20 protein-coding genes and 2 pseudogenes are annotated in these 19,714 nt (G+C 68.1%); 12 read left to right on the top strand and 10 right to left on the bottom strand.

The genetic code is table 11. From position 1 onward, the window contains the following. Positions 1-236 precede the first annotated feature (236 nt). Complete coding sequence (locus QFZ76_RS51195) at positions 237-608, bottom strand: type II toxin-antitoxin system death-on-curing family toxin (RefSeq protein ID WP_307680611.1); 372 nt, start codon at positions 606-608, stop codon at positions 237-239. 98 nt (positions 609-706) lie between these two features. Further along, positions 707-907 carry a hypothetical protein gene (locus tag QFZ76_RS51190; RefSeq protein ID WP_307680610.1) on the bottom strand — a complete coding sequence of 67 codons (201 nt, stop codon included), beginning with the start codon at positions 905-907 and terminating at the stop codon, positions 707-709. A 255-nt stretch (positions 908-1,162) separates the two neighbouring features. Here QFZ76_RS51190 and QFZ76_RS51185 point away from each other — a divergent pair, with 255 nt between their 5' ends. Beyond that, a complete protein-coding gene (locus QFZ76_RS51185) occupies positions 1,163-1,597 on the top strand; it encodes a hypothetical protein (RefSeq protein ID WP_307680609.1) in 435 nt (144 codons plus the stop codon). A 209-nt stretch (positions 1,598-1,806) separates the two neighbouring features. On the opposite strand, the gene QFZ76_RS51180 is transcribed toward QFZ76_RS51185, so the two are convergent. Then, positions 1,807-2,313, bottom strand: coding sequence for a hypothetical protein (locus tag QFZ76_RS51180; protein ID WP_307680608.1), 507 nt, complete (start codon positions 2,311-2,313; stop codon positions 1,807-1,809). A 626-nt stretch (positions 2,314-2,939) separates the two neighbouring features. Between QFZ76_RS51180 and QFZ76_RS51175 the strand changes: the two genes are divergently transcribed. From QFZ76_RS51175 to QFZ76_RS51165, 3 genes are all read left to right on the top strand, one after another. After that, the gene (locus QFZ76_RS51175; protein WP_373464604.1) at positions 2,940-3,995 is read left to right on the top strand and encodes a three-Cys-motif partner protein TcmP; all 1,056 of its coding nucleotides are present in this window, start codon (positions 2,940-2,942) and stop codon (positions 3,993-3,995) included. 193 nt (positions 3,996-4,188) lie between these two features. Further along, positions 4,189-5,367, top strand: coding sequence for a tyrosine-type recombinase/integrase (locus QFZ76_RS51170; protein ID WP_307680606.1), 1,179 nt, complete (start codon positions 4,189-4,191; stop codon positions 5,365-5,367). Beyond that, a complete protein-coding gene (locus QFZ76_RS51165; protein ID WP_307680604.1) occupies positions 5,357-7,792 on the top strand; it encodes a site-specific integrase in 2,436 nt (811 codons plus the stop codon). Before QFZ76_RS51170 ends, QFZ76_RS51165 begins: the two co-directional genes overlap by 11 nt. Positions 7,793-7,969: 177 nt before the next feature. On the opposite strand, the gene QFZ76_RS51160 is transcribed toward QFZ76_RS51165, so the two are convergent. Beyond that, on the bottom strand, positions 7,970-8,902 hold the full coding sequence (locus tag QFZ76_RS51160; protein WP_307680603.1) for a zinc-binding dehydrogenase: 933 nt from the start codon (positions 8,900-8,902) through the stop codon (positions 7,970-7,972). A gap of 209 nt (positions 8,903-9,111) precedes the next feature. Here QFZ76_RS51160 and QFZ76_RS51155 point away from each other — a divergent pair. From QFZ76_RS51155 to QFZ76_RS51125, 7 genes and pseudogenes are all read left to right on the top strand, one after another. Next, a pseudogene (locus tag QFZ76_RS51155) lies at positions 9,112-9,183 on the top strand (TetR/AcrR family transcriptional regulator); the annotation flags it as partial. A 9-nt stretch (positions 9,184-9,192) separates the two neighbouring features. Further along, positions 9,193-9,726, top strand: coding sequence for a TetR/AcrR family transcriptional regulator (locus QFZ76_RS51150; RefSeq protein WP_307680602.1), 534 nt, complete (start codon positions 9,193-9,195; stop codon positions 9,724-9,726). Between the two features lie 298 nt (positions 9,727-10,024). Then, positions 10,025-10,270 (top strand): hypothetical protein, encoded by a 246-nt coding sequence (locus QFZ76_RS51145; protein WP_307680601.1) that lies wholly within the window; start codon positions 10,025-10,027, stop codon positions 10,268-10,270. 52 nt (positions 10,271-10,322) lie between these two features. Further along, positions 10,323-11,162, top strand: a complete 840-nt coding sequence (locus QFZ76_RS51140) for a transposase family protein (RefSeq protein ID WP_307680600.1) — start codon at positions 10,323-10,325, stop codon at positions 11,160-11,162. Between the two features lie 190 nt (positions 11,163-11,352). Beyond that, positions 11,353-11,826, top strand: a complete 474-nt coding sequence (locus QFZ76_RS51135; protein ID WP_307680599.1) for a nuclear transport factor 2 family protein — start codon at positions 11,353-11,355, stop codon at positions 11,824-11,826. Positions 11,827-11,902: 76 nt separating this feature from the next. Continuing rightward, complete coding sequence (locus tag QFZ76_RS51130; protein ID WP_307680598.1) at positions 11,903-12,400, top strand: TetR/AcrR family transcriptional regulator; 498 nt, start codon at positions 11,903-11,905, stop codon at positions 12,398-12,400. Positions 12,401-12,888: 488 nt separating this feature from the next. After that, positions 12,889-14,330 (top strand): annotated as a pseudogene (locus QFZ76_RS51125) (NF041680 family putative transposase). Positions 14,331-14,407: 77 nt separating this feature from the next. On the opposite strand, the gene QFZ76_RS51120 reads toward QFZ76_RS51125, so the two are convergent. Beyond that, the gene (locus QFZ76_RS51120; RefSeq protein ID WP_307680597.1) at positions 14,408-14,815 is read right to left on the bottom strand and encodes a RidA family protein; all 408 of its coding nucleotides are present in this window, start codon (positions 14,813-14,815) and stop codon (positions 14,408-14,410) included. A gap of 140 nt (positions 14,816-14,955) precedes the next feature. Here QFZ76_RS51120 and QFZ76_RS51115 point away from each other — a divergent pair, with 140 nt between their 5' ends. Further along, on the top strand, positions 14,956-15,336 hold the full coding sequence (locus QFZ76_RS51115) for a helix-turn-helix domain-containing protein (protein WP_307680596.1): 381 nt from the start codon (positions 14,956-14,958) through the stop codon (positions 15,334-15,336). 118 nt (positions 15,337-15,454) lie between these two features. Here QFZ76_RS51115 and QFZ76_RS51110 read toward each other — a convergent pair whose 3' ends face one another. From QFZ76_RS51110 to QFZ76_RS51090, 5 genes are all read right to left on the bottom strand, one after another. Next, a complete protein-coding gene (locus QFZ76_RS51110; RefSeq protein WP_307680595.1) occupies positions 15,455-16,333 on the bottom strand; it encodes a DUF5131 family protein in 879 nt (292 codons plus the stop codon). Continuing rightward, entirely contained in the window at positions 16,330-17,040 is a 711-nt protein-coding gene (locus tag QFZ76_RS51105) for a DUF5131 family protein (RefSeq protein ID WP_307680594.1), read from the bottom strand. The genes QFZ76_RS51110 and QFZ76_RS51105 overlap by 4 nt, the downstream gene beginning before the upstream one ends. 297 nt (positions 17,041-17,337) lie before the next feature. Then, complete coding sequence (locus QFZ76_RS51100) at positions 17,338-17,817, bottom strand: hypothetical protein (protein WP_307680593.1); 480 nt, start codon at positions 17,815-17,817, stop codon at positions 17,338-17,340. A gap of 192 nt (positions 17,818-18,009) precedes the next feature. Next, positions 18,010-18,984 (bottom strand): hypothetical protein, encoded by a 975-nt coding sequence (locus QFZ76_RS51095; RefSeq protein ID WP_307680592.1) that lies wholly within the window; start codon positions 18,982-18,984, stop codon positions 18,010-18,012. Next, a complete protein-coding gene (locus QFZ76_RS51090) occupies positions 18,984-19,424 on the bottom strand; it encodes an RNA polymerase sigma factor (protein WP_307680591.1) in 441 nt (146 codons plus the stop codon). The genes QFZ76_RS51095 and QFZ76_RS51090 overlap by 1 nt, the downstream gene beginning before the upstream one ends. Positions 19,425-19,714 lie beyond the last annotated feature (290 nt).

Here is a 19,714-nt window from a genome sequence, read left to right as displayed (position 1 = left end):
GACCGGCGCGGCCGCGGGCCGAGCGGTACCTGGACGCCCGGAAGGTGGGGCAGACCGAGCCGGAGGTTACAGCCATCCCTGCTTGAGAGCCCCGCAGTGCCTGGCATTCCCCTGCAGGTAGCCAGGAGCCGCGGTCCCGGTGGGCTGAGTGCGGCGGAGAAGGCGGCCAACGAGCAGGCCATCACGCTCGAGGTGCCCGCCGACGGGGACGGATAGACGGGGTTCTGGCGGGGGCGTCAGCCGGTGGACCAGGCGCGCAGCTGCGCGGCGACCTCTTGAGCGCGGGCGCCCTTGTGCTTGGCGCGCATGACGAGCGCGAGGGCTTCCTCCGGCTCGTAGTCCAAGGTGACGCCGTTGGTGTTGAGGAACGTCTCAGCGGCCAGCCAGGCGAAGAACTCGTTCTTCGCCTCCAGGGGCTCGTGCAGCGCGATCGTCTCCAGCATGGCCGCGGCCTTGAGCCAGTCGCTCGCGTACACGTCGCGGCCCATGTAGTGGGCCTGGACCCGGGCGCAGACGGCGTCCAACACACCCAGGTCGAGACAGGCCGGGTCGCCCGGGAGGGTCTGCGCGATCTGCAGGAGCTCTTGTGGGGTGAGGAACCGGGTCACGCGGCGTGGCCGTGCTGCGGGAACTCGTGCAGGTCGCGGCTGCCCATGGGCGCGGGGTCGGGCCACTCGGTCGTGCTGGTGTCGGCGGCGCGGGTGTCCTAGGTGGCGAAGACCTCGGAGAGCTGCGGGACGCGGTCGCGGGTCCGGCCGAGGGCCTTGAGGAACGGGTCCTCGGCAGCTTTGAGCGCCGCGTCGCGTACGAAGTCCTGGGGGGACTTGCCGACGATGTCGGCGGCTGCCGCGACGCGCGCGTACTCCTCCGGCTCGAAGGGCGGCACCTGGGATCCGTTCTGGTCCATACGAGCGACGGTACCAGCGGGCCCGGCCCCGGCCGAAGGCGTTCGGGCAAGGAGAGAGGGGCAGCGGCCGTTGGACGACAGCGGGTGCCCCTTCAAGTCTTCAGCGAACGCAGCAGGTGATCGTCGACTCGCGTGGGGTGCGCGATGCGCATGTGCTGGTGCGCGCGCCCGCCCTCGGAGTAGGTGCGGTCCCCTTCGAGTGAGCACCCGCAGAACGGCGTCCCGTGACGCCCGGGCGGTTCTACGATGACGCTGATGGCTTCCTACACGAAGGACCCGCGCTGCATCGCCATGGCCGAGGCCATGGTCCCGTTGCTGCGCCGTGCCTGTCCCGAGGGGGCCGGCGGCTATGGCGGCTCGTACCAGGTCAACTTGGACGACGAGGAGGCCGTCGGCCTGGGCGGGGTGGAGCTGATCAGGGCCGCGATGCGCAAGGCTGCCCGGCAGCTCGACTGGAAGGTCGAGACGATCGGGTGGATCGGCACTCGCTTCGGCACGATGGTCGCCATTCAGGACCGCCGGGAGGTCCCCGAGGCGTACCGGGCCGTGGTCGACGCGGCGATGTACGAGCGGATGAGTGCCGCGGTGGCCGGGGTGTCGGCCGAGTCGGGTGAGGCTCCCGTCCAGCGCGGCTCGGTCGCGCTGATGACGCAGGAGTTCCGCGCGGCTGTCGCTGAGGCGCGCACCTGAGTAGACGGGTCCGCAGCGCTCGGCCGGCGCCGCGGGCCCGCGTACGCGAGTGAGGGGGCATCCGAGGTCCAACACATCGTCCGAGGTGCACCCCTTGCGGCCAGAACCGTCACCGCCGAACTCGACACCGACATCGCCCGGGACTGGCTGCTCGGCCTGCAGGCCGCCCTCGCCGAGCGAGCACAGCAACCGGACGCCGCCCCGGGCCTCTACGTCCCCCTGGACCTGTCCGGCGCGGCGTGCCCGGTCGGCGGAAGGCCTTGCGTGGGTCCAGCGGCGTGGGGCAGGGGAGGCCTGCTGACGGGCACCTGGCTGAGCGGGTTGTGTCGGGGATCGACGTGCAGTCGGGCCGCGTTGATGAAGTCCAGCCGTGCGGCTTCCATGCGGTCCCTGGCTTCTTTCCAGGCCGTCTCGCTGGTGGCGGTCTGCTGGATGAACTGCTCGCTGTGGTCCCAGAAGACCTGGTCCATGGTCGCGGCGGCAGCGACAACGGCCGGGCTGCCGACCAGCCAGATCGTTCCCAGGGCCACATTCCAGGGGACCCAGTCCACGGGTTCGTCGTGACGCCAGGCCCGGCGCAGGGCGAGCTGGATACGGGTCGACTCGGCGACGATGGAGGCACACGCGTCGATCTGCTTGTCGCGGGACCAGTGCATTCGGTTGGCCCGGCTCGTGAGCAGCGAGCCAGCCAGCACGCCGATAAGTGCGGCTGCCACGCCGCCGATCGTGGTCACGGTCGTCGCCCAGTCCAAAGACATCCGGCCCCCTCGCGGCTGTCACGGTGAAGAGGAGTTCTGCCCGCCGTCGACCTGCTGGTATGCGCACGCCCCGCCGCAAGAGGAGGAAACTGGCCACCCATCGGGCCGGGCTGCCTGGTGTTCGGCGAGCGCCTGGTGGTAGCCGTCGGAGGCGGTTTCCTGGGTGCGCACTGGTCCGCGGCCGGCTGCGGGTCCGGGTCGGCGGCCGCCGTGGCAGGGCAGGTCTTCCCGGCGGGGGGCGCCAGGACGTGCAGGGTGCGGATGCTCGCGCCCTGCACTGTCTCGTTGGCCGCCGTGATCAGCTTCGGTGCGCTCCAGCGCAGCTTGGTGCCGTACGCGGGAGCGGGTCGACGTCCAGGCTGATGGCGCTATTTGAAAGTTTTCAATCAACGAGCCCCATCAGCACGGCCGCCTACGTTGACGGCCGCGGCCCCAGGCGCTCGTACTTCAGATGCCCGTCTGGAACGCGTTCTGGCGCCGCGTAGTTACTCAGCGGACAATCTGTGCAACATTCTGCTGTCCGAGGGGGGGTCGGAATGGGTGTTCTGTGGCCGCTGGAACCGGCAACGGGAGCCAAACACCGGTTGTACAAGCACTACTTCGACGCGTGGTGGCCAATCCTTCTCCAGCCCAGTCCCCGCTCCGGCGGCAGCTGGCCGAAGGTGACGTTCCTTGATGCCTTCGCAGGGCCGGGCCGCTACGAGACGGGCGAAGAAGGCTCCCCCGTGTTCAACCTGCGGGGGCTTCTGAACCACAACCACGTGGACAGGATGGGCTTGTCCCGGGAACGGGTGCAGCTGATCTTCATCGAGAAAGACCGTGCAACGTACGAGCACTTGGTGAAGGAACTGTATGAGAACTTCGGTCCGCTGGACCAACTGCCCGTGCGGGTGGAGGTGCGCTGCGGAGAGGCGGGCCACGACAGCGAACGGCTGCTGACTGAGCTGAATGCCTGGGGTCACCCGATCCTGGGGGTCTTCGACAGCTGGGGCAACGTCAACACTCCCTTGTCCGTGATGGCCCGTGTCGCGGCGAACCCGGCCAGCGAGGTCATCGTTACCTTCGGGCCGAACTGGTTCAGCCGGCGCAAGGAACTCAACGAGGACATCGTCGACGGCGTGTTCGGCGGCCGGGAGTACTGGACGCATGTGGCCGCGGCCCGGGACAGCGAAGAAATGTGGCGGGCCTGGTTGGACAGCTACCGGGCCGCTTTACAGCGGGTCGGCTTCGAGTACCGCCTGCAGTTCGAGGTCGTGCCAAGGACAGGACAGCCGCTGTATCTGGTCTACGGGACCAAGCACCCGCGTGGGGTGGAGGTGATGAAGGACGCCATGTGGCGGGTCGACAAGAGCGACGGCATGCGCTTCCGGGACCCGCGCGTGCGCAACGCTGTCGCACTCGGGCAGGTTTCCCTGTTCGATGACGGCGAAGTGATCGACCCCGAGCTGCTGGCCCTCGTCCAGCAGCGGCTGAGCCAGGGGCCCGTCAGCCTCGAAGAGCTGGGGCAGTGGCTCCTGCTGGAGACATCGCAGTGGCGTGCCCGCGACGCGAAGAAGGCCGTGCAGGACCTGGACGGAGACGGCCAGGTGATCATTCCTGCCGGCCGTCTCACCAAAGCCAGTGTGGTCAGCTTGCGGTGACGCTTTCCCGGGTGGGCATCTGATCCCAGGTGCGCCCTTCGAGATCGCGGCCGAGGGTCTTGGGCGTACGGCCGCCCCATTGCTCCGTTGACTGCACTATCTGGTGGATCCGGTGGCGATCAGTTGGCACGGGCATGAAGCATCTGTCCTTGTGTCTGGGAATGCTGAGTTCACTGGTGCGCATCGGGACTTGATGGACGGCCGGGCGGATCTGCCGCGGGCCGGCGCGGTAGTCGAGGGCATCGCGCCCTCGTTGCCGTACGTGGTGGTCGATGGGGCGAGTCGGGAGATCGAGCCGGTGAGCCGGTACCTGCGGGATCTGCTGCTGGGTGATGCGAGCCCGCTGACCTGTCGGAGCTACGGTCACGATCTGCTGAGATGGTTCCGGCTGTTGTGGGCGGTCGATGTCGGGTGGGAGCAGGCCACCGAGGCCGAGACCGCCACGCTGGTGGGGTGGCTGCGGTCGGCGCCGAACCCGCAGCGGCGGCGCCGTCGCGTGGATGGGTTGGCGGCCGGGACGGTCAATCCGAAGACCGGCAAGCCGGCCCTGGGGTCCGGGTACGCGCCGCGCACTATCGCGCACAACTTGTCGGTGGTGCACGGCTTCTATGCCTTCCACCTGCACTTCGGCCGGGGTCCTGTGGTTAACCCGGTGCCGGACAGCAGATCCCGCCGACGGGCTTTGGCGCACGTGTCGCCGATCGAGCCCGCCAGGCCGCATCGGCGGGCACGGCTACGGCCGAAGGTCCCGGCCCGGCAGCCGCGGGCGATCCCCGACTCGCAGTGGGAGGAGCTGTTCGCCGCGATGCGCTGTATCCGTGACCGGGCCCTGCTGGCCTGCTACGTCTCTTCCGGTGCCCGTGCCTCGGAGCTGTTGGGCGTCCAGCTGGGGGACGTCGAATGGACCAAGGGCCAGCTGTGGGTGATCTCCAAGGGGACCCGGCTGCGGCAGACGGTCCCTGTCTCCCCGGAGGCCCTGGCCTACCTGGCCGGCTACCTGGAGGAAGCGGGCCTGCCCGCGGGTGGCGATCCCGTCTGGCGCACCCGGCGGGGCGAGCCCCGGCCGTTGAGCTACTGGGCGACGCGCCGGATCCTTCAGCGCGCCGGCGAGCAGCTGGGCACGAACTGGACGCTGCACGATCTTCGGCATACCGCTGCGACTCGGATGGCGCGTGACCCGGCGCTGACGCTGGTGGAGGTGCAGACCATCTTGCGGCACGCGCATCTCAGCACCACGGCCCTCTACACGGCAGTGCGGCTGGACGACCTGCTCGATCAGCTCGCCGAGTACTACCAGCGGCCCGCAGAGCCGGCTCGGTGGTCAGCGACGTACGACGCTGACGACATTGCGGCGGTATTCGGTGACCGATAGCGCCGTCGGGCCGAGCATGCGCCCGCACCTGACCTCGAACCGGATCCGCCGCCATGCCGCCGAGCCCGCCACTTCGCTGCCGGACGGGCAGCTCACCCAGATCGTGCCGGAACCGCCGCCGGTCCCGGACCGGCTGCCACGGCCGCTCGGAGAGTTGTCGTCGGCCGCGATCGACCAGATCGTCGCACTGGTCGCCGAAGAGTTCGCCGACGTCAGCCGCAACGCCCGGGCCGACTACAAGCACGGCATGCGCCGTCTGCTGCACCTGCTGGCCGCCGAGCCGGGGCAGAGCTGGCAGGAGCGATGGGAGGCGGCCGGTCTGAACCAGCCCGGCCGGGCGGTCGCCGATCTGGCCGGCGGCGACCCCAAGTGGCGCAGTCGACTCACCCGGGCTGCCGGGATCGCCTTTGCCATGCGGCTGATCCAGCCGACCGAGGACGCCCTGCGGGCGACTAACGCTCCGCAGTACACCGAGAAGTTCCTGGCTCTCAGCCGTGATCCGCTCCTGGAGGAGTTTCGCACCCGGCTGCAGCGGCACCCGGTCAGCGCCGACGGGCGCAAGAGCGCTATCCGGCATCTGTGCCGGGCCCTGACCGTCTACAGGATCGGCCTGGCCGACCTGACCCCGGGCGCGCTGGTGCACTACGCCAACGCCCATCCCGGATGCGGGATCGCCGGCGCCTGGCCGTTGCTGCGCGACATGGGTGTCCTGCCGGCCTGGGTTCCGCAGACCTTGCAGGACGCCAGGGTCCGCGGCCGCCAGTCCGTCAACGACCTGGTCGACCGCCACCAACTGCGCAACCGCGAGATCCGCGACCTGCTGGTCGACTACATCCGCCGCCGCGCCGTCGAGGTCGACTACGGCACGCTGGACAACCTGGTGCGCAACCTGGTCCGGTACTTCTGGAAGATCGTCGAAGAGATCAACCCGGACCAGGCCGACCTCCGGCTTAGCGAAGAGATCGTCCAAGCCTGGAAGGAACGACTGCTCGTCCGTCAGGACGGCAAGCCCCGCCAGCACATCGACAGCCCTTTCCTCGCCGTCCGCGCCTTCTACCTGGACCTGCAGACCTGGTCGGCGGCCGAGCCCGAACGCTGGGGACGCTGGGTGGCTCCCTGCCCGATCAGGGACGCCGATCTGCGCTGGTTCCACATCCGCCGGCGCCGCCTGCAAGAGCGGATGGCCAACCGCACCCGCGAACGCCAGCCGCTGCTGGCGATCCTTTCCGAGCACGTCACCACCGAATGGCACCGCCTGCGCACCGTGCTGGACGCGGCGAAACAAGCCCGGCTCGGCGAGCAGTTCACCATCGACGGCGTCACCTGGCAACGCGCCTCCAGCAAGGCCACCGTTCGCCGGCCGGAACTCCTCGGCTCCGAACCGGTCCGGGTGATCAACAGGGACACCGGCGAACTGGTACGCCTGACGCACGAGGAGAACAGCGCCTTCTGGCAATGGGCCGTGGTGGAGACCCTCCGCCTGGCCGGTCTGCGTCGCGAGGAACTTGTCGAGCTGACCCACCTGAGCGTCCGGCAATACCAGCGCCCCAACGGCGAGGTCGTCGCCCTGCTGGTGGTCAGCCCGTCCAAGAGCGACCGCGAGCGCGTCATCCCGATGTCCGCGGAGCTGTTCCACGTCACCGCGCAGATCATCCGCCGCCACCGCGCGGAGCACGGGACCGTCCCGGTCTGCCCCCGCTACGACCAGAGCGAACGCACCTGGTGCGAACCGCTGCCCTACCTCTTCCAGCGAGTGCAAAGCGGCGCCCCGCGGGCGCTGTCGACCAGCGGAGTACGCCAGATCGTCCTCAACGCCGCCAAGGCCCTGATCCCTACACACCCGGAATTCGCCGAGATCCGCTTCGCCCCGCACGACTTCCGGAGGCTGTTCGCCACCGACCTGATCAACAACGGTCTGCCCATCCACATCGGCGCGGCATTGCTCGGCCACCTCGATATCCAGACCACCCGCGGCTACGTCGCCGTCTTCGACGAGGACGTCATCGCCCACTACACCGAATTCCTCGATCGCCGCCGGGCCAAGCGGCCCCCGACGGAGTACCGCCGGCCCACTGACGAGGAATGGAGTGACTTCCAGGAGCACTTCGACAAGCGCAAGGTCGAACTCGGCTCCTGCGGACGCCCTTACGGCACGCCCTGCGCGCACGAGCACGCCTGCATCCGCTGCCCGATGCTGTCGATCAACCCCAAGATGCTGCCCCGGCTCGACGAACTGGAGGCCGACCTGCTGACCCGCCGCCAACGCGCGATCGACGAAGGCTGGCGCGGTGAGGTCGAAGGACTCGACCTCACCCTGAGGTTCCTGCACAGCAAGCGCACCCAGGCCCACCGGGCCGCCGCCACAGGCAGTGTGGACCTGGGTATGCCCACACGGTCCCAGCACCGCCCCGGCCACGGCGCATGACCCCGTCGAACAGGCGAAAACGGTCGGCAAGCCCAAGCCCATCCGCATCCTGGGGCAGTCACAGCCGATCCGCTTGGCCCTCACCACCTTGCGCTGATCCCGGACGGGAAAACCATCACATATGGGAGGGGCTCGCGAGAGGCTCCTTTACCTCGTCGATCGGGAGCCCATCGTCGTTTATGGCGTGATATCCAGGACGGCTTTGCCGCGGAGGCTGCGGCTCAGGACGGCGGCGATGGCTTCGTCGGCCTGGTTCCAGGTGCCACGCCAGGATATGTGCGGGGTGAGGTCCTTTGCTGCGAGGCGGTCCGCGAGCCAGGTCAGGTCCGGGCCGGGGAGGGGGCCGTCCTGGAGGTGGAAGGTGACGATGGAGCGTCCGTGGCGTCCGTCGTTGCCCAGGAACGCGCCGGGCGGGAACTGTACGGGCTGCAGCGTGACATCGCCGACGGCGACCAGCGTGCCGTGCGGTGCCAGGTTGCCGAACGCCTGCACCAGTTGAGGGCCTCCGACGCAGTCCACGACGGCGTCCACGGGGGTGCCGGTGCGCTCCGGGCCCGGGATCACCTCATCGGCGCCCAGTGCGCGCAGGCGGTCGCCGTGTGTGTCGGGGTCGCCGGTGGAGGCGATGACGTGTGCGCCGCCGAGGTGTGCGAGCTGCACTGCGTACTGCCCGACGCCACCGGTGGAGCCGGTGATGAGGATGCGTTTGCCGGGCAGGGAGCCTATACGGCGCAGTGCGCGCAGGGCGCTGGTTCCCGTGACTGGCAGGGTGCTGAGTGCTCCGGGGTCAGTGTCGGCGGGTGCGACGCCGAGCAGGCCGGTGTCCACTGCTCTGAACTCGGCCCAGCCTCCGCTGGCGCCCAGGGTGAGCACCGGGGTTCGGGCGGCCGGCCCGGAGCCGTCGGCGGCCGCATGTTCGACCACTCCGGTGGCGTCCCAGCCCAGGACGGTGCCATCCGGTGCCTGGGAGAGGGCGTGGGTGACCTCTCCGAAGTTGAGCGAGGCCGCGGTTACCCGGATCAGGGCCTGGTGGGGAGCCGGATCGGGGGCGGCGGTCTCGCCTAGGCGGAGACCTGAGGCAGCGGAGTGGTCGACGAGCAGGGCACGCATGTGGTTCACCTTTCCAGGAGTGACCCGAAAGTTATGCCACTCAGTGGCGTAAGCATGCAAGTGGCGTTTGCTTCGGGGGTACACTCGATGCGTGATCGCCAGCCCCTCCACCCCGCCCGCCACCGGCCACCGACGGGACGGGTCCCTGAAACGGGCTCCCGCCGGCACACCACTGAGGGAACGCAAGAAGCCGCCGCACTCGTCAGACCCTGATCGACACAGCCCTCGAACTGTTCACCCAGCGCGGATTCGGCAGCGTCACCCTGGACGAGCTCTGCGACCAGGTGGAGGTGTCCAAACGCACTTTCTTCCGGAACTTCACCAGCAAGGAAGACGTCGCGACGGCACCCCTCCAGGACTTCTGGACGGCCTTTCTGGAGGAACTACAGACCATCCGACCCGACGGCGGTCCGCTACTGGAGCTGGCGCGGGACGCCCTCCTCTCCGCTGTGGACCGCGTGGCAGACGAGGAATGGGCACACCGGACCCTGCTCAGCCTCCGGCTCGCCGAGCAGACCCCGTCCATGCACGCGCACGGCCTGCACTTCTGTGAACGCACCACCCAGGCGGCGCTGGAGATCCTGCGCGGCAGATTCAGCCTCGAGGACCACGGCGACCCTCGTCCCCGCCTGGCCGCAGACATGCTGATCGTGGCATTCCGCTACGCCCTCACCGGCTGGGCGGACCAAGCCGCACACACCAGCGAACCGACCTCAACCATGCCACCGGCCAAACAGGAACTCGCCATCCGCTTCCGTGAAGCCGTCGCCGCACTCCCCGGCAGCCTCACACTGACCGCCGCTCCGCGCCAAACCCACAGCTGACCGGCTACAGCCAAAACTGCCGGCACCGGCACACTCCCAGCCGACCCGTCCACCCCGGTCCACGGCCGGGACAATCGCGTGACCACTGAGCGGTGTGCATCGTGAAGTCGCAGGTCACAGGTCTGGTGTGAACGGCGAGTTGGATACTCGTGCCGGTCGGCGGCCGATGACCATGGCGTAGATCATCGGGCGGGTCCGGCTCCGGCGGGATGCCGGGTTCGGCTGCGCCCACGACCGGCCCCCGCCTACGATCCGTCAGCAGGTCGACACGCCGTGAGAACGCGGGAGGGCGCGGGGGATGCAGGAGCGGCAGTGGATCACCGCCCGCCGGAGCGAACTGGACGCCCTTGCCAAGGAGTTGGCCAAGCAACTCCAGGAGGTTCAGGCCGAGCGGGATGAACTGGCGATCGCGGAGCGGGTGTTGAACCGCATGGACGCCTCGGTGCGCGGCAAGCTGGAACCTCTGCGGGCGAAGATGACCAAGCTCGCCGACCGCGGCTGGCTGCACAAACGCCCTGACGGGCAGTTCACCGCACGTCCGTAACTGTGCGGGGCGGGGGCGTAACTGACGGACCCCCGACGGCAGTTGAGTTTGTGTGACGAAAAACAACCATCCCGTCGAGGGCCCTGACGGCCTTGTCTACACCGCCCGCCTGCCGCTGTCGAGCACCACCCTGAACTGGCTCGCCGACCTGATACGCGGCCACTTCAAGAAGATCGGCTCGCGGTGGCGGGCCCTGCCCGCAGGGAAGATCGCCACCATCGTGCTGGCAGTGCTGCGCTGTGACCAGCGGCCCGGCGACCTGGCCGACGGCAACGGAGTACACCGCACCACCGTGACCCGATGGGTCCGGGAGGTCGTCGGCCTGCTCGCCGCCCGCGCCCCACGCCTGGACCGGGCCCTGAAGAAGATCGCCCGAAAGGGCAGCGGCATCGTACTGCTGGACGGATCGGTGATCCGCACCCGGCGCAGAACCGGGAAGGAGAACCGGAAGAACTACTCCGGCAAGAACAAATGGCACGGCCTGCTCGTGATCGCCCTCACGGACGACCGGGGCCGGCTGCTGTGGATCTCGGCGGCCCGCCCCGGGCGCACCTCGGAGATCACGGCCTGCCGGCACGACAAGCTCACCCGGAAACTGCGGGGAGTCGGGCTCGGAGCCATCGCCGACCTGGGATTCGTCGGCCTCGACGACGGCGGCCCCGACGCCGACCCTGCGGTGATCACCGGCTACAAGGCCGCCCGGAACCGGCCCCTGACACGTGGACAGAAGCTGTCCACCAAGGCACTGGCGGCCGTCCGGGCCCCGGTCGAGCACGGATTCGCCCACCTCAAGAACTGGCGCGTGCTCGGCAGGCTCCGCACCGACCCCAAATGGGCGACCGCCCTGGTCAGGGCCCTGCTGGTCCTGACGAACCGCGAAGTCTCCCGGTGACCGACGATCTTCACCGAAGCGTGACGGGCGCCGATAGTGCCGTGGCACCGCCCGCCACCGAAGGGGCGTTTCCCTGACGCCATCCTGTACGTGAACCGGACCGGGATCCCTTGGTGCTACCTCTGCTCGACTACTCGCAACGGCTCGCGGCCTGGTAGGTTATAGGTCGACCACTAACGTAGGAGTGAAGATGACAGCCAAGGAAGACGACGCCGCCCGCCGTGCCGCTGCCCAGCACACCCTGGCCGAGCACCTGCGCCTCACCGCCGCCGGACGCACCGACGAATGGGTGAAGCTGTTCGCCCCGGACGCAGTGCTCGAGTTCCCGTACGCGCCGGCCGGCGTGCCCCAGCGGGTAACGGGGCGAGACGCACTGGTCGCGCACATGAGCAACTTTCCCGAGACCTTTGACGTCGAGTTTGTCGACCTGGTGTTCCACGACACCGTCGACCCGAGTCTGGTGATCGCCGAATTCCGCTCGAAGGGCACTGCGCTGCCGACCGGCAAGCCGTACGAGCAGACATGCATCTCCGTCGTCCGGACCGATGACGACGCGCGCATCACCCACTACCTGGACTACTGGAACCCGCTGGTGGCGATCGAGGCGCTCACACCCGACGACGTGCCGTCCGACCCCGACCTCAGCGTGACTTTTGGAAGCTGAAAAGAGCCGTGTTTAACTGACGCCCATGCCCGCCCCCGGCACCAGCACGAAGAGCGACGAACGACGTCGGACCATCATGGCCGCCGCGGTCGAATGCTTCGCGCAAAAAGGTTTCTACGGTACGACGACACACGAGATCGCAGACTGGGTCGGCATCTCTCAGCCGTATCTCTACCGCCTGTACCCGAACAAGGAAGCACTGTTCGCGGCGGTGGTCGACCACGTGTCCGTCGTCATGACCGAAACGCTGGTCGCTCACTCACCGGCCTCGGGTGGGGCCGGGCCGGCGCCCGAGGCGGCGTTGGATGCCGCACGCGGCGCCTACGCCGCGCTCGTCGCGGACCGGAACATCCTGCGTTTCCTCATGCACGCGAACTGTGCCGCCGGCGAGCCGCTGGTGGCGCAGGCCGTACGCCGGTGCTACGCCAAGCAGGTCGACACCGTCCGGCAACTGCTGGGCGACGACGACGCCGTGCGGCGCTGGTTCGGCGCCGGAATGCTCGACAACGTGGCCACCGTGCTGGGCCTGGCCGACATCGATGAGCCGTGGGCGCACGTCCTCACCGCTCGATGACCCGACACCGGCAGTTCGGCGACGTCGGCCCTGCGACTTCCTCGTAGGCCAGCTCGGCCAGCCGGTTCGGGACCCGCTCGGCGGATCACGAGCTCCTCCCGCTCGGCCTGGACCTCCTGCAGCTGCTTGGCCAACTCCGCAGCGAGCCTGTCCAATTCACTCCGGCGAGCCGTGATCCACTCCAGCTCGCGCATCCCCACGTCCTCCCCCGCTCTCCCGGCGGTACCTGCCCGGTGACGGATCGTAGAAGCGCTACCGCGGCAAGCGCAGCAGAACTTGAGGACGCCTCCGAACGACATGTCAGACGATCTTCGCCGTGGACACTGGCTGACAACCAGCGAGAGTAGCTCTCCCGGCCCTCACACCAGACCCGTGACCAGCAACTTCACGATGCACACCACTCACTGCGGCGAAGCCAGCACGGCTGACATCCCCGGGCACGTTGCTGAGTACGCCGACAGCCCTTACAGAACGTCACAGATCAGAGGGTGAGTCTGCTGCCTGATGTTGTGCGGAGGGATGCGTTCGCGGAAGCGTCACGCTTCCGGGGCGAGTTCTACGAGTGTCTGACCGCTCGGCGCGACGAGTTGTTCGAACTGACGGATGCGGTGCTGTGTGCGGACGGTGCCGTGAAGTCCCCGGTGGACCTGACGCTGCTGCCCGAGCATCGGCGTGGGCACGGAGCGATGTACGGAGGCCTGAACCACGGCCGGATCGACATGGATCGGCTGCGGACGGTGCTGGCCGGGCTTCCGCTGCCGCGTTTCGACGGCGGGCGCCTGGTCCTGGCGGTCGATGTGTCGCCGTGGCTTCGTTCGGACGCGCCGTGCTCGGCGGAGCGGCTGTTCTGCCACGTCTACGGCCGTGCGAAGACGGCGTCGCAGTTCATCCCGGGCTGGCCCTACTCCTTCGTGGCCGTGCTGGAGCCGGGCGCCACGTCCTGGACCGCGATCCTGGACCTGGTCCGGCTCGGCCCGGCGGACGACGCCACCGCGATCACCGCCGCTCAACTGCGGGGTGTCGTGGAGCGGCTCATCACCGCGGGCCAGTGGCAACCCGGGGACCCGGCCATCGTGATCGTCAGCGATGCCGGCTACGACGTCACCCGCCTGGCCTGGGTCCTGCGTGATCTGCCGGTCGAGTTGGTCGGCCGGGTCCGCTCCGACCGCGTGATGCGCCTGCCGAGACCACCGAGAGTGCCCGGTGTCAGCGGCCGGCCGCCCAAGCACGGCCCGGAGTTCCGCTTCACCAAGCCGGAGACCTGGCCCGAGCCCGCGATCACCACCGTCACAGGCACCACCAACTACGGCAAGGCCGAAACCCAGGCATGGGACCGGGTCCACCCAAGGCTCACCCACCGCTCCTCATGGCTCGACCACGACGGTGAACTGCCCTTGGTCGAGGGGACGTTGATCCGACTGAAGGTCGAGCACCTGTCGAAGGAACGCGACGCTCCGCCGGTGTGGTTATGGTCCTCCAAGACCGGCGCCACCCCGGACGACGTGGACCGCTTCTGGCAGGCATTTCTCCGCCGCTTCGACCTGGAGCACACCTTTCGCTTCGCGAAGCAGACCCTCGGCTGGACAACCCCGAAACTCCGTACCCCCGAAGCGGCGGACCGCTGGACCTGGATCCTGATCGTCGCCCACACCCAGCTCCGGCTCGCCCGGCAGCTCGCCGCGGACCTCTGCCGGCCCTGGGAGAACCCACCGCCTCCGACCGCCTCACCCCGGCCCGAGTCCGCCGGGGGTTCAGGAACATCCGCGCCCACCTCCCCTGCCCGACCCGAGTTCCCAAACCCCGAGGCACCGGCCCCGGACGACCACCCGGCGCCAAGAACAAACACCGGGCACCCCGCTACGACGTCGGCAAAACAGTCAAACGCCCCGAGACCCTCAAAGCCATCGGCAGACCCGGCAGATCCTGGTAGATAAAAGACAAGCTAAAGTCCAGCCATCAAGGAACTGAGTCCCGTAGCTGGCCGCTTCGGCGCTCAGTGGCACATGTTCAGTCGAGGACTGCGGTGGCTTCGATCTCGACCAGATGCTCGGGGACGTCCAGCGCCGCGACGCCGATCAGCGTGGTCGGCGGCACCGGAGTGACCCCCAGCTTCGCGGCCGCCCTGGAGATTCCCTCCAGGAGCGGGGGCATCTTGTCGGCAGTCCAGTCGACGACGTAGAAGGTCAGTTTCGCTACGTCGTCGAAGGAACCGCCGACCTCGGCCAGCGCGGTGGCGATGTTGAGGTAGCACTGCTCAACCTGCGCGGCGAGGTCGCCCTCGCCGATCGTGACGCCTTCCGCGTCCCAGGCGACCTGCCCGGCGATGAAGACCAGCTTCGAACCGGAGGCGATCGCCACCTGCCGGTAGACATCGATTTTCGGCAGTCCCTCGGGGTTCTTCAGGGTGATGGCCATGCTGTCCGCCTCCTTGTCTGGGCTCCTGAAAGCCCGTGTTCATCAAACCAGACCAATGTGGTCTCTTGTAGTTACTCAGGAACCATAGGAGAGTGTGCGTTGACATGGAAGAACGCACTTTTCAGTGACTGGGGAACCTGATGGTGACCAAGCAGTTCAGCGGCTCGGCCGAGGATGCCAACCTGCGGCGCGCCGACTCCCTGGCGCGGGAGATCTTCTCCGACGTTGCCAACAAGTGGGCACTGTTGATCATCGAAGCCCTGGGGGAGGGCACCCTGCGCTTCAGCGAGCTGCGCAGCCGGGTCGAGGGCATCAGCCACAAGATGCTCACCCAGAACCTCCGCATGCTGGAGCGCAACGGCCTGGCCGAGCGGACCGTACACCCCACCGTCCCGCCCCGCGTCGAGTACACCCTCACCGAAGCGGGCCACGGACTGCGGGCGACGGTCGACGGCATGTGCGATTGGACCTACCGGTACTTCCGGCACATCGAGTCCGCCCGGCGCCGCTTCGAAGCCTGACGGTCGGTCAATGCGGAGCCATTTCCCCGGCATTGACGCTCTTCACACTCGGCTCGTGACTGTCAGCCCCTCCACCTCGCCCGTCGCCGACCGGACGGCTCTTTGACGCATATCCGGGTCACACACCCACCACGTCCGCCGTGGCTGGATACTCGTCCCAGGTCCGGCCATCGAGCAGGCGGCCGCCAGCCTTCGGGGTCAGCCCGCCGACCTGCTTGAAGAACAGAGACACCCGAAGATCGACACACCGATCTCGAATGTCACGAACCCAGGCCAAGTCCAGCGGCCGGTGAGCAGGGCCGCTCTCGCCGCCGACAATCACCCAGTCGATCCGCGACAGCTCCAGGGACGGCACCGGCCCAAGCAGCGGCTCCAGCGACAAGAACCGGACGGCAGCCGGGACACCCCGCAGCTCATCAGCCCGCCAGCAATACTCATCCGACTCGATCGATGTGCCGATCCAGACATTGGGCAGCGGCCACGAACTCAAGGCGTTCCAGTTGGCCACGCGCTTGCGCACGCCCTCGCGCACGAGCCTGCTCAGCGGAACAGCATCGTCCGCCGACAACCGCTCCATCTCGGTCCAGACAGCGTCCACGAACTTCTGCGATTCCAGCAGGTGACGCAGACGACGAGGCCTCTTGGTGAGCACCTGGAACTGGTGCTGCGGCGCCAGCGCCATCGTCGCGAAGGTCCTCACCACGAATTCCGTGGGGACACGGGCATGGCCGATATCGCTCATGGAATTCACGAACACCTTCCGCGGCCGACGCCACCGCAGCGGCTCGAACAAGGCATCCTCGTGCACCGTGACCCCGAATCCGGGCCCGCTGGTCCGCGGATCACCGTCACGCTGGTACTTTGCCTGGCCCATCGCTTTGAGTCGCTTCGCCAAAGTCAACGCGTAACAGTGGTCGCAGCCCGGCGAGATGCGATCGCACCCAGTCGTCGGATTCCAGGTGACCTCGGTCCACTCGATGGCCGTCCCGTTGCTCACCGCGAACCACCGACAGCGGCCGTGACCTCTGACTTGGTGCAGAGAAGCTTGAAGAAGAACGCGACGCCGGCCTCCTGGCAGGTATCGCGGATATGGGTGATCCACTCCTCTTCCACCGGCCGGAAACGGGGCCCGGACTCGCCGCCGGCGATCACCCAGTGCACGTCCGCCAGGTCCAGGCCGTCCAGCCGTCCGAGCAGCGGCTCGCAGGACAGGAAGCGGACCGCAGCCGGGACTTGCCGTAGGTCCTCGACACGCGGCAACTCCTTGACGGACTCCACCGACACCCCCATCCACAGGTTGTCCGGCCACTCCAGCCGGTCCGCGACCTGCCGCAGACGCCGTGCCCGCTTGGTGAGCACCTGATAGGTGTGCTGCGGCGTCTCCGCGATCACGTCGAAGACGCGGCGAACGTAGTCGAGCGGCACCCGTGCGTGGAACAGGTCACTCATGGAATTCACAAAGACGGTGCGCGGGCTCTTCCACCCGTACGGCACGAGCAGGGCGTCCGGATGCACCGTCAGCCCGAACCCGGGCCCGGAAGTTCGCGGGTCACCGTCGGCCTGGTACTTCGGCGACCCCATCGCCTTCAGCCGCTTCGCCAGCGTCAGCGCATAACAGTTGTCGCACCCCTCGGAGACACGGTCGCACCCCGTGGTCGGGTTCCACGTCGCCTCAGTCCACTCGATCGCACTGCGGTCACTCACCGGCCGGCCCTCCATCCCCTCGAACCGTGCCCTGTCTCCGACGTAGCCACGGTCCGCGATATCCCCAACGACCCGCCGCGCCACCCGGTACGGGCATCCAACCATCCGGCGGCCATCCCCTACCCACCGCCCCTGAAATAGAACACATGTACCCAACTCTTCGGTAGACAGCGCACTGCCAATCGCCAACTCCCAGACACATCACGGCTCCTGACACACCGATGTCGGTGCCCCACGTCTGCCGGCCCCACGTCGCACTTCGCCAGAGCCAGACCATGCCCGGCCGCATCGCGCCGGTCATGACCGCCCCCACGGGGTGTATCCGAGATCCAGGTGCGCGAGCCGGGACAGCCGGGTGACCTGGTCGACGAAGGCGTTCGTGAACAGGCGCCGGGCCGACCCCTCGCCGTACCGATCGATGTGGTCAAACACGACCTGGTGGTCGCGGGCGGCGCGGGTGCGCCAGTCCAGGACCTGCTCGCGGGTCAGGTCCTCGAGGACCAGCTCTCGGTCAACAACATCGGCCTCCTGCACCGGCGTGACGGGTATCGGACGGGGTGCGGGCAGCACGACCGGAGTCGGCTCACCGAGGCCCGGGTTCGCGGCCGCGGCTTCGGCACGGCGCTTGGCCGCCGCCTGCCGGGCCCGGACCTGCTCCCACTCGTACTCACGGGCCCACGCCCGGGCGGTCACGGTCTCGTGGAGCTGCCGGTCGATCGCCGTACGGCGCTCCGCTGCGGAGGCTCCGGGCATCGTGGCGTCGACGGCGGCCGCCACCGCCTGCCGCTGGGTACGGCGGGCGGCCTGCCGGTCCTTGCCACCGCGGGCAGTCCCGGCCCGAGTCGAGCAGCATGCGGTCGTTCGCCCGGCACCCGCCCTACCTCGCGCCCCTGGCAGGTACCTGGGCCGCGCCGCCGGACATGGCAGAGAGCCGCGCCAGCCAGACGCGGTGAAGCTTCGTCAACTTCGCTAATCAGGTTGGTGAGCAAATTGCAGTATCCAGGGACGCCACACTTCTTCCCAGGATCGGCGAATCTCCTCGCTGTGAACATTTACGGGATACAGGTTCGCGGGCAGCTGCATGGCTGCAATTCGAAGCGCCGCATTTTGGTCACGCTCCCAGTCGCAGGCCCAGTTGACGACGATCGCCCCGTGTCCGCGGATAGCGTCGGGGGTGGGAACCTCACGCACCGACGGGCCCGAGCAGTCGAGCCATGACGTCACCGGCTGTGTCCGGTGTGTGTCCAGCTCTCCGAACTGCCCAGCAAAGATCACGAAGAGGTACGGTCGCTGCTCCCTGCAGGCACCGCAGGCTTGCAGGGCTTCGCGCTGCCTGTCAGCACGGACCTTTCTGGGCAGCCCTTCATCCTGCCTCCAGGGCACCAGCCAGAGGGAATGATCACTCCATGCCTTGCTTGCGTGACGGTCGTCTCGGACATCCAGGTACGGCAGTTTGGAGCGCGAGGTGCCGGTGATGAACTCCTGGGCTGAACTCAGTGCAGCTTGTACCACCGCGTGAGGGTCGTGTACGTCCAGTTCGGCGCACCACACCCACGAAGCCTCCCGACGTTCGCGGAGGAGGTTCCCGAACACGCGGGCGGGGTCCAGGAAAAAGCCCCTTTGGGCACCCCGGTGTGACGGCTTCACGGTGACCGGTTTCAGGGCATCCGGCGCGGAGACCTGGGGGTTTCTGTCCCGCAGGAATCGGCTGCTGTCGCTCAGGCTCTCGATGTCGTCCGGAAGCGGCTCAATCCTCACCTCGTCCAGCGCGGCGAGGCGCTCTTCCAGCTCGGCCTCCGTGGCGAGAACGTCGGTCGCGTCGAGCGGTTCGGCATCGTCTGCCGACTGAAGGAGCTGCCACAGGACCAGCCCGGCCTCGACGGTCTTTCCATAGCTGATCTCGCTGGGCTGGTCGCCGTTCCGGTAGTTGATGAAGATGCCCATCAGTGCTCCTCCGCGTCCTTCTTCACCAGGACGTCCAGCTTCTTCTTCGCGCGGCTGAGACGGACGCGTGCCGCTCCCGGGGAAGTGCTGAGCGCGACGGCCTGGTCCTCCTTGCTGTCTCCGCAGGCGTCCATGACGATGACTTTCTGGTCATCGGGCGGCAGTTGGGTGATCAGTTCGGCCAGCCGTATGAGTCCCACGCAGCCCTCCGGCTCTCCGTCAACCGGTGCCGGAACATGCGCGATCTTCTCTGACGGGTCGCAAAGGAACTCCTGGTCCCGCTGCTTCTGCTTGCGCACGTGGTCAAGGAACCGTTTGGAGACCCGGTCCCACAGGAATCCCTCCGGATCCACGATGTCGTCCCACGCCCGCGATGTTTCTGTGTAGGCGACCGAGAGGACATCCTCCGCGTCCGTTTTCGAGATGCCCGTCTTCCTCATCAGGCGGCCCAGGGTTCTGCTGTAGGAGGCTCGAAAAAACGCGGCGAACTCATCGGGCCTCCCCGGCGCTCCATTGCTCACAGCTCCCTGACTCCGTCATCTGTCGCTCGGCCGGCTGCGCAAAGGCTGCGAAGGGCGCGCAGGAGGAGCCCGCACGGACCCGCTCACCGGGAGAGGACGCACTACGCTCCCCGGTTGTTACACCGCCGGGTGACGAAGTTTCAGCGAGGTGCGAGGTGCCGCGTGGCCCCCCAGCTCGTGCACGACGCGGCGTAACGGGACGACGGGCT

The organism is Streptomyces sp. V4I2 (genome assembly GCF_030817655.1).
GTDB classification, from domain to species: domain Bacteria; phylum Actinomycetota; class Actinomycetes; order Streptomycetales; family Streptomycetaceae; genus Streptomyces; species Streptomyces plumbiresistens.
This window is presented reverse-complemented; position numbering and strand designations above follow the sequence as displayed.